The organism is Hymenobacter caeli (assembly GCF_013294115.1).
GTDB classification, from domain to species: Bacteria; Bacteroidota; Bacteroidia; order Cytophagales; family Hymenobacteraceae; genus Hymenobacter; species Hymenobacter caeli.
Genome location: NZ_JABSNP010000001.1, coordinates 352,544 through 365,618, shown reverse-complemented (window position 1 = coordinate 365,618; position 13,075 = coordinate 352,544). Strand labels below are relative to the sequence as shown.

General features: G+C 67.2%; 9 protein-coding genes. 5 read left to right on the top strand and 4 right to left on the bottom strand.

The features are described 5' to 3' along the window. Positions 1–92: 92 nt before the first annotated feature. Entirely contained in the window at positions 93–3,809 is a 3,717-nt protein-coding gene (locus HNP98_RS01550) for an AAA family ATPase (RefSeq protein WP_173808281.1), read from the top strand. Between the two features lie 118 nt (positions 3,810–3,927). On the opposite strand, the gene HNP98_RS01545 is transcribed toward HNP98_RS01550, so the two are convergent. Further along, positions 3,928–5,007, bottom strand: coding sequence for a DUF6687 family protein (locus tag HNP98_RS01545; protein WP_173808280.1), 1,080 nt, complete (start codon positions 5,005–5,007; stop codon positions 3,928–3,930). A gap of 21 nt (positions 5,008–5,028) precedes the next feature. Then, complete coding sequence (locus HNP98_RS01540) at positions 5,029–5,355, bottom strand: HNH endonuclease family protein (protein WP_173808279.1); 327 nt, start codon at positions 5,353–5,355, stop codon at positions 5,029–5,031. A gap of 177 nt (positions 5,356–5,532) precedes the next feature. On the opposite strand from HNP98_RS01540, the gene HNP98_RS01535 reads away from it, so the two are divergent. The 4 genes from HNP98_RS01535 to HNP98_RS01520 all read left to right on the top strand — a co-directional run bounded on the left by HNP98_RS01535 (position 5,533) and on the right by HNP98_RS01520 (position 10,079). Beyond that, positions 5,533–5,988, top strand: coding sequence for a hypothetical protein (locus HNP98_RS01535; protein ID WP_173808278.1), 456 nt, complete (start codon positions 5,533–5,535; stop codon positions 5,986–5,988). 257 nt (positions 5,989–6,245) lie between these two features. Then, the gene (gene trxA / locus HNP98_RS01530; RefSeq protein ID WP_173808277.1) at positions 6,246–6,560 is read left to right on the top strand and encodes a thioredoxin; all 315 of its coding nucleotides are present in this window, start codon (positions 6,246–6,248) and stop codon (positions 6,558–6,560) included. Between the two features lie 146 nt (positions 6,561–6,706). Continuing rightward, complete coding sequence (locus HNP98_RS01525) at positions 6,707–9,055, top strand: TonB-dependent receptor (protein WP_246274906.1); 2,349 nt, start codon at positions 6,707–6,709, stop codon at positions 9,053–9,055. Between the two features lie 190 nt (positions 9,056–9,245). Next, positions 9,246–10,079 carry a DUF4249 domain-containing protein gene (locus tag HNP98_RS01520; protein WP_173808275.1) on the top strand — a complete coding sequence of 278 codons (834 nt, stop codon included), beginning with the start codon at positions 9,246–9,248 and terminating at the stop codon, positions 10,077–10,079. Between the two features lie 87 nt (positions 10,080–10,166). Here HNP98_RS01520 and HNP98_RS01515 read toward each other — a convergent pair whose 3' ends face one another. Together HNP98_RS01515 and HNP98_RS01510 are read right to left on the bottom strand one after the other, a co-directional pair. Further along, a complete protein-coding gene (locus HNP98_RS01515) occupies positions 10,167–11,012 on the bottom strand; it encodes a purine-nucleoside phosphorylase (RefSeq protein ID WP_173808274.1) in 846 nt (281 codons plus the stop codon). Between the two features lie 143 nt (positions 11,013–11,155). Then, positions 11,156–13,030, bottom strand: a complete 1,875-nt coding sequence (locus HNP98_RS01510) for a M1 family metallopeptidase (protein WP_173808273.1) — start codon at positions 13,028–13,030, stop codon at positions 11,156–11,158. Positions 13,031–13,075 lie beyond the last annotated feature (45 nt).

The window sequence follows — 13,075 nt, the reverse complement described above, 5'->3', positions numbered from 1 at the left end:
CCGGAACCTAACGCGGGCTTTTCGCCATTTTAGCCCGCAGGGGCCCCGGGGCGGCCGTACCTTCGGGGAGTATTGCTGGGAAATTGATTCGAATGAAAATTATTAGCGTTCACTTCGCCAACCTCAACTCGCTGCCGGGCCCGTTCCTGATTCGCTTCGACGCCACGCCGCTGGCCGACACGGGCCTGTTTGCCATCACGGGGCCCACCGGGGCGGGCAAAAGCACGCTGCTCGACGCCATTGCCGTGGGCCTCTACGGCCGGGTGCCGCGCCACGACCGCCAGGTGGGCGAGATGGTGAGCCGCCACGCGGGCTTCGCGTTTTCGGAGGTCGAGTTTGAGGTGCACGAAACCAACGCCGATACCGGCACCGTGGCCCGGGTGCGCTACCGCTCGCGCTGGGAAGTGAAGCGCAAAACCCGCGGCGACGACAAAGGCGGCCTCGGCCAGGACGCCATGACGCTGGTGCTCAGCCCTTCGGGGGCGGCCGTTGCCAGCGGCAAGGAAACGGTGCCGGCCCGGGTGAGCGAGCTGTCGGGCCTCGACTTTGGGCAGTTCGAGCAGTCGGTGCTGCTGAGCCAGGGCAAGTTTGCCCGCTTCCTGCACGCCCCGGAAAAGGAGCGCAGCGCCCTGCTGGAGAAGATGACCAACGTGGGCATCTACTCGCGGCTGTCGGTGGCCGCGTTCGAGAAAGCCAAGGCCGAAGAGCTGGCGACCAAGCTGCTGCGGGCCCAGCTCGACGCCACCCGCCTGCTGGCCGACGACGAGCGCGGGGCCCTGGAAGCGCGGCTCGACGCGCTGCACGAAGAAGCCGAAGGGCACTACGAACAGCAGCAGGAGCTGCACGTGTTCCAGACCTGGCGCACCATTCTCGACCAGCTCGAACGCCAAGCCGCCGACGCCGACCGCCAGGCCGGGGCCCTGCACCGGGCCGACGCCGCCCTGCAACCCGAGTTTGCCCGCCTGGCCGGCCACCTGCGCGCCAAGGACTTGGCCGCGCCGTTGGCCCTGGCCGCCGAGGCCGAAAAAGCCTTGGGCGGCGACGCCGCGCAGCACCAGCAGCAGGAGGAAACTTTGCCCCGCCTCGCCCAGGCCGTGGCCGCCGCCGCCGAGCGTGTGGCCGCCGACGCCGCCGCCCACGCCGCCGCGCTGGCCGAAGAAAGCCGCCTGCGCCCCCAGCTGGAGGAAGCCGGCAAGCAGGACGCCGCCATTGCCGTGGCGCAGCAGGAGCTGGCCAAGAAAAGCGCCGCCCACGCCCAGGCCCAGTGCGCCCACGAGCAAGCGCGCACCGACCTGGCCCGCCAGGCGCAGGAAATTGAGGCCTTGGCAACCGAAACCGCTGCCCTCGACCGCTGGCTCATCGACCACAGCCCCGAGGCCGACCTGAAGAACCAGCTCCTCGCCCTCGACCGCGAAATCATCGACTTGCAGGGCGCGCAGAAGGAAACGGCCGTGCGCGAGGCCCGGCGCGACGAGCTGCGCATCGCCCAGCGCACCACCGGGGCCGACCTTTTCCGCCAGCACAGCCTCGAAACCGAAGCCCTGGACCGCCAGCGGGCCATCAAGGAAGAAGGCCAGCCGTGCCGCACCGAGCGCGACGCGCTGCTGGCGGGCACCACCGCCCCCGCCCTGGCCCAGCGCGCCGACGACCTTACCGCCCACTGGCAGGGTTTGCAGCAGTTGCTGCCCAAGGCCGAGGCCGCCCACGAGCACCACGCCCGCGCCGGGGCCCTGGCCGCCCAGGCCGCCGAAGAAGCGCCCATTTTGGCCGCGGCCGAAGCAGCCCTGGGCCACCTCGAAACCCGCCGCGCCGACGGCCTGCGCCTGCTCGACAGCTACCGCCGCGAGCTGCGGGCCCAGCAGGCCCTGGCCGACCTCAACGCCCACCGCCAGCACTTGCGGCCCGGCCAGCCTTGCGCCCTGTGCGGGGCCCGGGAGCACGTGTTTGCGCCCGATTTCAGCGCGGAGGCCGACGAGCAGGAATTGCGCGTGACGCAGCAGCAGCAGGCCCTGGCCGCGCTGGACGACGACTTGCGCCGCGCCGCCCACGACCTGGCCCGCCGCCAGGCCGCCCAGCAGCAGCGCCAGCAGTTGCGCCAAGAAGCCGCCGCCGCCGCCGAAGTAGCCCGCCAGCAGGCCGCGGACCTGGCGGGGGCCCTGACCCCGCCCCCCGCCCAGCCCGCCGACCCAGCCGCCGTGCGCGCCTTGCTGGGTGCCGCCGCCACGGCGCAAGGCACCGCCGTAGCCGACCGCCGCCGCCTCGCCGTGCTGGACGACAAGCTGGCCGCGCTGCGCGAGAAGTACCTGAAAGCCGGCGAGGCCGCCACCGCCGCCCAGCGGGAGATTCCGCGGCTGCTGGACCGGCAGACTGCCACCGGGGCCGAATTGGTGAAGCTTGAAGACGAGCTGGTTGACTGGTACGAGCAGGCCGACGTTTTCCAAAACGCTATTCGCGAACTGCTGCGGCCGCACCGGCTGACGCTGCCCGCCCGGCCGCCCTACGACGGCGTGCTGGCCACGCTGGCCGAGCGGGCGGGCTTCTACGAAACGCAGGTGGGGAACCTGGAAAAAGTAGGCGGCGGGTTACTGGAGCTTAAAATTCAGTACAGGGTCCACGCGGAAAAGCTGGCCGGCCGGGCCGGCGAGCTGTCCGCGGAGGCCGCCGCGCTGGCCGCCGACCAGCTCGCCATCGAGCAGCGCCAGGCCACGCGCCAGGCCCACTACGCCGGCCCCGACCCGACCGCCGCCGCCGGCCAGCTGCGGCGCGCCACCCAGCAGCTCGCCGATGCGCTGCAACAGGCGCAACACCAGCTGACTAGCCACGAGCAAGCGCTGGCCGTCGAGCAAAGCGCGCACGCCACGCTGCAAGTCCGGCTGGCCGAGCACCGCGTGGCCCTGGCGACGCGGCGGGCCGAGCTGGCCACGGCCCTGGCCGCCGCCGGCTTCGCCGATGCGGCCGAAGCCCGGGCCCTGCTGTTGCCCGCCGCCGAAGCTGACCGGCTGGCCCAGCGCCGGCAAGACCACCTCACGGCCCGGGCGGCCACGCGCACGCTGCAAGCCCGGCTCGGGGCAGAACTGGCCCAGCACCAGGCCGATGCGCTGACGCCGCTTTCGGCCGGGGCCCTGGCGGGGCAGCTGGCGGAGCTGCACAAGGCCGACGATATTTTGCAGCAGCAGCTGGGGGCCATCAGCAACCAGCTGGCCCAGGACGATGCCGCCCGCCGGCTGCTGGCCGACGGCCTGCGCCAGCTCACGCTGCGCCAGCAGGAGGAGCAGCGCTGGCAGGACCTGAGCGAGCAAATTGGCTCGGCCAAGGGCGACAAGTTCAGCCAGTTTGCCCAGGGCCTCACCCTGAGCCACCTGGCCCGGCTGGCCAACCTGCGGCTGCGCCAGCTCACGGGCCGCTACACCATCCTCAAAACGCCGAACCGAAATTTGGAGCTGCAAATCATCGACCACGACCAGGCCGACACGGTGCGCCCGATGGCCTCGCTCTCGGGCGGCGAGAGCTTCCTCGTCAGCCTGGCCCTGGCCCTGGGCCTGAGCGAGCTGGCCGGCCACCGGGCCCGCATCGAGTCGCTGTTCATCGACGAAGGCTTCGGCAGCCTCGACCCCGACGCCCTCAACACGGCCCTCGACGCGCTGGAACGCCTCCAGCACTCGGGCAAGATGATTGGCATCATCTCCCACGTGGCCGACCTCAAGGACCGCATCGGCACCCAGATTCGCGTGCAGCCCGGGGCCGGGGGCACCAGCACGGTGCACGTGGTGGGCGTGCGGGGCGAGGCCGCCTCGTGCGCGGTGGATTAATAATGAGCGGTGAACAGTTTATCCAAAGGCGGTCATGCTTCGGCTGCGCTCAGCATGACCGCCTTTTTTTGACCACTCGCATTTTGCGACTCTACCCGTTTGCATTCTGCAACGCTACTCAGCCAAGTGGTTGCCTTACGGCCTTCACCTCGGCCCAGGTCCAGTACTTTTTGGGCTGCACCCCCGCGTAGCCTTCCCGAAAAAACGCCACCACTGCCCGCTCCAGCGCCTCCGGCGTGATGGATGAGGCGTAAATCGGCCGGCCGTCGGGGTCGGCGTAGCGCTGGGCTTTGCTGAGCTTGCGGGGGCCGGCCAGGCGCAGCAGGGGCCCGGTGTCGGTGGGCCCGTCGGCGGCCCAGGCGCGGCCGCTGGTTTCCAGGGCGTTGAGGCGGGCGGCCAGGGGCCCCAGGGCCAGGCGGGGCAGCGTGGGGCGGCTTTCCAGGTCAATCCAGGTAGTGTACTTGCACTCCAGCTCGTAGCGCTGGCCCTCGTACAGGCTCAGCACCCAGTCGAAGCCCGCGGTGGGACCGAACAGCGCGTAGTACGGCAGCGGCCCCGGCGTGCGGATGATGGCCAGGCCCACGTCCGGGTAGTCGGTGCGGCGCGTGGCGGGGCCCTGGGCCACGGCCGTGGCCCGGCGCACCCGCGCGTACTCCGGCTCCCAGGCGGCGCGGCCGGCTTCGGGGTTTTCCAGGATATCGGCGAAGCGCGGCAGGAACCAGGCAAATTTTTCGGCCGAAGCCTCGTCTTCGCGCCGCCGCCGGGCGGGGGCCCCGAAGGGCTCGTAGAAGCGGGCTTTTTCCTCGGCGTTCAGCCAGCAGACCAGCTTTAGCGCCGCGTCGGCCAGCGGGTGGGCGAGGTCGGTTTCGCGGAAGTCGCCCAGCGTGGCTACCAGGCGCAGCAGTGGCTCGTGGCGCAGGGCCAGCACCGGATTTAGCAAGCTCCACACGCCCACGAAGCCGTCGATGTCGAAGTGATTGGCCGTTACGGCTTGCGCCTCCAGGCCCGGGGTTTCGGGCTCGCGCAGGGCCCGCAGGGCCGAGCCGGCGCTGGTGTCGTCGCGCAGGGGCCCGGGCGTGGCGGCCCCGCGCCAGTGGGCCAGGGTGAGGGCCGCGCCCAGGCCCACGCTGTCCACCACGATGGTGGGCTGCCGGCGCAGGGCGGCGAAGGGCACGAAGTAGCGGGCGGGGTTGGGCATAAGTGGGCCCAAAGAAACGGCTCAGCCCCGGCCCCGGCGGTTGGTGATGCGCTCCACGCGCTGCTTCTTCACCCAGCGCAAGTAGGTTTGCAGCTCCTCGGCGGTGCGCAGGGCCTCTACCGTGGCGTAGGTGCGGGCCAGGGCGCGGTTGCTGAGGAAGCGGTGGACGCTGCTGTGGCAGGGCTGGCACAAATCGACGACGGGGCCGTGGCGGCCGCCTTCCTCGCGGGGCACCAGATGGTGGCGCGAGGTGGCCTGCACCTCGCGCTCGCACAGGCCGCAGCGCGGGCCGGCGGGCGCGGGGGCCGGGGGCCAGGAGGCGGGCGGCGAAGCGGGGCGACGGGGCATGGGCACGGGCCGGCGGCGGGGTTGCCGGCAGGAAATAAACCCCGGCGGCCGCAGCCAAGTTGCCCGGGGCGCCACATTTTTCAACAAAATCCTTACCTTGGACCTGAACTGCTAATCCTGTTTTTTTAGCGCAAACGCCTATCCTTTGTTTCTACTACTTTTTCTTATTTAACCGCTATGAGTCTATTAACCCTCATTAAACCAGTTGTTTCCCTGGCCCGCGGCGGCCGGCTGCTCGGGGCCCTGGCCCTGCTGTGGCTGGCCGCTCCGGCTCCGGCCCGCGCCCAAACCTGGATGGTGAGCACCACGGCCCACGTCACGCTCGGGGTGCTGGACAAGTACGGCCAGCTGGGGGCCTACACGGCCACGTTCGTGGTGCGCAGCGAGCGCACCGGCAAGGAATACCAGCTGGTGAAGTCCATTGAAAAAGGCCAGAACGGGGCCGACGTGCTGTTTCCGAGCGAGGCCACCACGTCGGATTACTTCAAGGCCAGCACCGGCGAGGCGCCCCCCGCCGCCCCCGGCCGCTACACCTGGGAGTGCCGGGTGAACGGCAAAAAAGCCGTGGGCGGCCACTTCGCCCTGCCCGAAGTGGGCAACGACGTAACGGTGATTGAAAAAGACAAGCCGTAGCGGTTGCCAGTGCCCGTGGCTGCGGCACCAGCCTGCACCACCAAGCTGCGCTTAGTCTCGCATGAGGGCCCCTGGGGCGAGACCAAGCACAGCTTGGTGGTACGGGCCGGTACCGCGCCGCCCGTCGGTTACGAAGCCGCTGTAACGAAGCGTTTAATAAGTCCGGCCGAAACCGGGCTTTTTTCGTTTACCAGCCCAAGCCACGCGCCGGGCCCCGGGCCCTGGTGCTGCCACCATTTACCGTAAGCCGACCCCATATGCCCCGCAAGTCCTTCGCCGAACTCATCGACAGCCCCGGCATGCCCGTGCTGGTCGACTTTTTTGCCGACTGGTGCGGCCCGTGCAAAGCCATGGCCCCCATTCTGCAACAGTTTGCGGCCCAGCACCAGGGCAAGCTGCGCGTCATCAAAATCGACGTGGACAAAAACCCCGCCGTGGCCCAGCAGTACCGCGTGCAGAGCATCCCCACGCTGATTTTGTTCCGGCAGGGGCAGCCGGTGTGGCGGCAGGCCGGGGCCGTGCCCGCCGCCGAGCTGGCCCGCGCCGTGGGGCCCTTCATGAACGCCGGTTAAATTACCGCTGGGGCTCGAAAACCGCGTACTGGTTGCAGCCGGCTGGCGTTGGGAGCGGCGTATCTTTGGCTACGCTTTGCCCGACGTTTATGCAATTGATTATTTTGGATTTACGCCGTCTGCTGGCACTGTTATTACTAGTTGGTTTGCTGCTGGTTACCGCCCGGCCGGCGGCCTGGGCCCAGGCCCGTTACACGCTCAGCGGCACGGTGCGGGCGGCCGGCGGCGAGGTGCTGCCCGGGGCCAGCGTGGCGGTGCCCGCCCTGAACACGGGCACCGCCACCGACTCGGTGGGCCATTTTTCCCTCACGCTACCGGCCGGGCGCTACCAGGTGGTGGTGGCCTTCGTGGGCTTCGAGTCGCTGACGAGCGACGTGAACCTGACCCGCAACCAGCGCTTCGTGTACCCGCTCACGGCCAGCGAGAACGCCCTCGATGAAGTAGTGGTGCAGGGCACCCAGACGCTGGAGCAGAAACTCAAAACCCCGCAGATGGGCGTCGAGCACATCAGCATCCGCGAGGCCAAGCTGCTGCCGGCCCTGTTCGGGGAGGTGGACATCCTCAAAACCTTGCAGCTCAAGCCCGGCGTGCAGCCCGGCGGCGAGGGCAGCAGCGGCCTGTTCGTGCGCGGCGGCTCGGCCGACCAGAACCTGTTCCTGCTCGACAACGCCGTGGTGTACAACCCCAGCCACTTGTTCGGGCTGTTTTCGGTGTTCAACTCCGACGCCGTGCAGAGCGTGGACCTGTACAAGGCCGGTTTCCCGGCGCAGTTCGGGGGCCGGCTCTCGTCGGTGGTGGACGTGAAGCTGCGCGAGGGCGACCGGCAGCACTTCCACGTGGAGGGCGGCCTGGGGCTGATTTCCTCGCGCCTCACCCTGGAAGGGCCCCTCAACAAGGGCAAGGGCTCGTTCATCCTGTCGGGGCGGCGCACGTACTTCGACGTGTTCACCCGGGCCTACAACCGGGCCAACGTGAACAAGCTGGACTTCACGCCCATCCCCGACTACTACTTCTACGACCTCAACTTCAAGGCCAACTATACGCTGGGGGCCCACGACAACCTCTACCTGAGTGCCTACCTGGGGCGCGACAAATTTGGCTATTCCAGCAATGCCAGCGGCTTCGATTTTAACTTCAACTGGGGCAATACCCTGGCCACGCTGCGCTGGAGCCACGTGTTCAACCCCCAATTGCTGGTGAACACCACGGCCACCGTGACCGACTACCAGTACAATTTGACCAACAAGCTCGACCAGTTCACCTTCAACCTGGGCTCGTCCATCCGCGACTACGCCCTGCGCACCGACTTCGAGTACACGCCCAACGACCGCCACGCCATCAAGTTCGGGGCGGCGGCCACGGCGCACCGCTTCGGCGTGGGCCGCCTGCAGGCCGGCTCCGGCGACGGCTCGGTGAACTTCGGGGCCGACGTGGGCTACACCGCCAACGAGGGGGCCTTGTACGTGGGCGACAACTTCCGGGCCACCGACAAGCTGCAAATCGACGCCGGCCTGCGCCTCTCGGCCTGGCACAGCGGCACCAACAACTACGCCGGCCTGGAGCCGCGCCTCTCCACCCGCTACTCCCTGAGCGACAACGTCTCGCTGAAAGCCAGCTACGCGCTGATGTACCAGTACGTGCACCTGGTGACGAACTCGGGGGCCACCCTGCCCACCGACATCTGGTACCCGTCGCGCCTCTCGGTGATGCCGCAACGCTCGCAGCAGGTGAGCACGGGGATGAGCTTTTTATTGGGCGGCGGCAAGTACTTGCTGACCGATGAAGTGTACTACAAGTGGGGCAAAAACCAGATTGACTTCAAGGACGGGGCCCAGCTGTTCGTGAACCCCGAGCTGGACACCGAGTTCCTGTTCGGCAAGAGCTGGAGCTACGGCAACGAGCTGTATTTGGAAAAGAAAACCGGCAAAACCACCGGCTGGGTGGGCTACACCCTGGCCTGGGCCTGGCTGAACATCGGGCCCCAGCGCGGCACCACCGGCGTGAACAACGGCCAGGACTACCACCCCAACTACGACCGCCGCCACAACCTGACGGTGGTGGTATTGCACCAGCTCAACACGCGCATCAGCCTCACGGCCAGCTACATCTTCACCAGCGGCAACCTCACCACGCTGCCCGCGGGCCGCTTCGGCTTCCAGGACATCAGCGGCGCGAACATCAACACCAACACGGGCAACACCACCGGCGGCACCGACCCGCGCCCCATCCCCGTCTACCCCGACCGCAACTCCTACCGCCTCATCCCCTACTCCCGCCTCGACCTGGGCCTGGTGTACAAGCTGCGCCCCACCCAGCGCGGCGGCGAGCGGGACTTCACCTTCAGCATCTACAACGCCACCAACCGCCGCAACGCCTACTTCGACTACTTCGAAACCGTGCGCGATAAAACCACTGACCGCATCACCGGCTTCCGGGCCCAGCAGGTATCGCTGTTCCCGTTCATCCCGTCGGTGACATACAACTTCAAGTTTTAACCACGGACTTATCGGATTGCGCGGATTTTGGGGACGGCCCCGGGCTGCCGGCTTTTCGCCGGCTACCCGGTAATCGCTGGGGCCCCTTAGCGCAACTAGCACGATTCAGCGATTCCAACGATTCAACGATTAGCGGGCAGCCGGTGAAAAGCCGGCAGCCCGCGCCGCATTAGCCAATTACCTATCTGTTATGAAGCTGCTTCCTTTTCGTTATTTCGCCGCCGTGGGGGCCCTGGTCCTGGCCGGCTGCGGCAAGTTCTCGAACGACCTCAACGTGCCGCTGCCCGCCTACGATTCGCAGCTGGTGGTGGAGTGCTACCTCGAGCCCGGCGTGGTGCCCAGCCTCGCCGTCACGGAGTCGCAGACCTACCTCTCGGCGGTGGCCCCCACCGTGCCCACCGACGTAACGGTGAACCTCTCGATGCCCGACGGCACGCTGGTGCCGCTGTACTACAAGCCGGGCCAGGATCCCCTCACCCAAAAGTTTTACACCCACATCGGCCGCGCCCCGCTGGTGGCCAAGCCCGGCGATACCTTCGGCCTCGACGCCCTGGACACCAAGGGCCGCCACGTGACCGGCACGGCCACCATGCCCGCCACGGTGCCCATCGACTCGACGGCCTACAAGTTCAACGACGCGCCCAACGCCACCCGCAAAGCCTACTTCCTCACCTACTTCAAAGACCCGGCCACGGCCGACGACGACTACCGCCTGCAACTGCACAAAGGCCTGCGCATCTACAGCAGCCCCGAAGTGGACCTGACCATCCAGGACCGCCTGCTCAACGGGCAGCCCGTGACGCTGGGCACCAGCTACCGCTTCCTGCCCGGCGACACCGTCACGGCCACCCTCTACCACCTCGACCCCGCCTTTTACCGCTTCCGCCAGTCCGTCACCGACGCCCGCAACGCCAACGGCAACCCGTTCGGCCAGCCCTCGGCCATCTACAGCACCGTGCAGGGCGGCATCGGCGTGTTCACGGTGCTGAACTACACCCGCAAAACGGTGTTTTTGTCGAAGTAACCAATTCCAAAATATACCAGAAAAGGCGGCCCTGCTTAGCAGGGCCGCCTTTTTATTTGTTTTTCCAAGAAACCCTAAAGCCCATATTTACAGCCCCGCTACCACGGCCTTTAGCAGGGCCGTGAGGCGCGGTTCGGCCTGGGCGGCGGCGGCGAAGATGTCGGCCAGCACCACCGGCTTGAGGTGGCCGGGGGCGCACAGGTCGGTGATGACCGAGGCGGCCAGCACCGGCAGGCCCAGGTGGCGGGCGGCGATGACTTCGGGCACCGTGCTCATGCCCACGGCATCGGCCCCGATGGTGCGCAGGTAGCGGTACTCGGCGGGGGTTTCGAGCATGGGCCCCGGCAAGGCCGCGTACACGCCGCGGCGGGTGGTGGGGCCCTGGCCGAGGGCCTGGGCCGCCGCCTCGGCCCGGGCCAGCAGGCCGGCGTCGTAGGGCGCGAACATGTCGGGGAAGCGGGGCCCCAGCTCGTCCAGGTTGGGGCCCACCAGCGGGTTGGTGGGCTGGAGGTTGATGTGGTCGTCAATCAGCATGATGTCGGCCAGCTGAAAATCCGGGTGCAGGCCGCCCGCCGCGTTGCTCACCAGCAGCTGCCCGATGCCCAGCAGCTTCAGCACCCGCACCGGAAACACCACCTGGGCCATGCTGTAGCCCTCGTAGTAGTGGAACCGGCCTTGCAGCACGGCCACGCGCTTGCCGCCCAGCGTGCCCAGCACCAGCCGCCCGGCGTGGCTCTCGACGGTGGAAAGCGGGAAGTGCGGAATGTCGGCATAGTCAAGGCTGTGCTCGATTGCCACGTCGTTCACCAGGGCCCCCAGGCCGGTGCCGAGGATGATGCCGGTTTCGGGTTGAAAATTGCCGCTGTGCTGACGGATGTAATCGGCGGCTTCGTGCAGGGCCCGCAGCGCGGTACCCGAATCAATGAAATTCATACTATAATTATTTGGCGGTGGTCTGAAACGAGGTGGTCCGGCGAATTGCCACTCTGACGAAAGAACAGTGGCTTCGGGGTATTGTCAGAGTGGCCCGACGACAAAAAAAGTCGCCGGACCACCCCGTAGTAGACCACCGCCAATTATTTTACCGTCAGGCGGTCGTTCGACTCGTCGGCGTCCATGTAGATGCCGTTCACCAATTCCACCGTTTTGATGGCTTTCGCACCGGGCAGGGCAATAGTGGCCCGCTGCTCGTTGGCCTGCCACACGGCCGGCGACTGGTGCACGGCGGCCGTGGTGCCGTCGGCGTAGGTCACCTTCAGGTTCACGGGCACGGCGAAGCCGCCCACGTTGCGCACCGCCACGGCGGGGCCCTGGGCGGTGGCCGTCACCGGGTCGAGGGCCAGGTCGATGTAGTTGTTGGTGAAGAACCAGTTGTTGAAAAACCAGTTCAAATCCTGGCCCGCGGCGCTGCTCATCGAGTTGAAGTAGTCCCACGGAATGGGGTGCTTGCCGTGCCAGCGGGCCATGTACTCGTGCAGGCTTTTCTTGAACAATTCCTCGCCCAGCATGTCCTGCAGAGCCAGGTAGCTCAGTGACGCCTTGCCGTAGGAATTATTGCCGTAGCCGGCCCGCAGCTCGCTGCTGGGCGTGATGATGGGCAAGTCCTCGGCCGTGGCCGGGTCGTGAATCCAGCGGTTCACCCGGAATTTCTTGTAAAACTCGTCGGCCTTGGCGGCCCCGTTTTCCACGCGCCCAATCAGCAGCTCAAACGTGGTGGCCCAGCCCTCGTCCATGAAGGCGTAGCGGCTCTCGTTGATGCCCATGTAGAACGGGAAGTACGTGTGGGCAATTTCGTGGTCCTCCACCAGCTGCGCAAACGTCAGGTCCTTCTCGGGGCTGTCGTTCACCATCATCGGGTACTCCATGTCGGCAAAGCCCTGAAACACCGTCATTTTCGGGAACGGGTACGGCACGCCGGGCAAGTTGCGCGAAAACCAGCCGAGCGAATTCTGCCCGTTTTTCACCGCCGCGTGAAAGTCGGCCGTCGAGTCGGCAAAGGCGGCCTGCACGCTGGCGCGGCGCTTGGTGGCGGGGTCCACCACCACGCTGGCGGCGTCCCACACGTAGTGGTCGCTCAGGCCCACGGTCACATCCGAAATGTCCTTGGCCGTCCACACCCAGGTATTCTGGGGGCCCGGGGCGGTGATGTTTTTCTTGGTCAAATCGGCGGCCGTGGCCACGTGCAGCACCGCGTCGCTGGTCATGGACTTGGCCAGCTGCTTGGCGTAGGCGGGCTGGAGCACCTGCCGGGGGTTTTGCAGCGTGCCGGTGGCCCACACGAGGTAGTTGGCCGGCACCTGCACCCGTAAGGTGTAGTCGTTGAAATCGTTGTAGAACTCCTTGCTGTCCACGAAGTTCAGCCGGTCCCAGCCGTTGTAGTCGTCGTACACCGAGATGCGCGGGTAGAAGTAGGCCAGGAAAAACGTGGTTTTGTCGATCATCCCCTCCCGGCCGCTTTCCAGCGAAATCGGGAAGTGCCAGGCAAAGGCCAGCCGCACCGAATCGTGCGGGGCCAGCGGCTTGGCCAGGCGCACGGTTTTCCAGGTGGCGGGGCCCTGGCCGGTGAAGAGCCGCGCCTGCCCCGCCACGGCGAACGAGTCAATCGTCACGCCTTCGGTAAGGTAGGCGGGCGCGGCGTCGCCCTCGCGCGATGCGCCGGGCTGGTGAATGTTCTGAATCAGCCGGATGACGAGGCTCTTGAGCGTGTCGGGGCTGTGGTTAAAATAGGTAATTTTCTCGCGGCCCCGGATGTCGCGCGCCGGCGGCGCGGCCTGCACCGTAATGTCGTAGCGGGCCGTATTCTGCCAGTACTTGGGCCCCGGACGGCCGTCGGCGGCCCGGGTGCCTTTTTGAAACGCCTGCTTGATGTCGCGCGGCTGGTACAGGGCCTGGGCGCGGGCGGCCAGCGAGCAGAAGGCCATTAGCAAGCCGGAAACGAGGAAACGACGCATTGGTAATTCGATGGTTTACGTGAAACGTTGGTCATTCCGACCGCA